Annotated in this window: 1 protein-coding gene; it reads right to left on the reverse strand. The window is 71.1% G+C overall.

Features of this window, described 5'->3' with window-relative positions:
* Positions 1-284, reverse strand: a 284-nt coding sequence (locus GV790_RS31515; protein WP_309139050.1) for an acyl carrier protein, incomplete at its 3' end; no start/stop codon positions are given.
* Between the last annotated feature and the right edge of the window lie 58 nt (positions 285-342).

A 342-nucleotide genomic window follows, 5' to 3' on the forward strand; every position in this document is an offset into this window, starting at 1 on the left:
GGCGGCGCGAGCTTCGCCAGCACCAGCGCCGCCACCGCCGCCGGGGTGGGATGGTCGAACAACAGCGTGGACGGCAGCTGCACACCGGTCGTCTTGCTCAGCCGATTACGGAACTCCACCCCGCCGAGCGAATCGAAGCCGATCTCGTCGAAGCGCTGATCGGGCCGGATGTCCTCGCCCGAATCATGTCCGAGCACCGCGGCCGCCTGGGCCCGCACCATGTCCAGCACGATCTCACCGCGTTGTGCCTCCGGTACCCCGGCCAGCCGACCATGCGCGGGCACCGGCGCCGATTGCGCCACCCGCATAGGCCGCCGGACGAATCCACGCAGCACCGCGGGC

This window comes from Nocardia cyriacigeorgica (assembly GCF_010858045.1).
Classification (GTDB): domain Bacteria; phylum Actinomycetota; class Actinomycetes; order Mycobacteriales; family Mycobacteriaceae; genus Nocardia; species Nocardia cyriacigeorgica_E.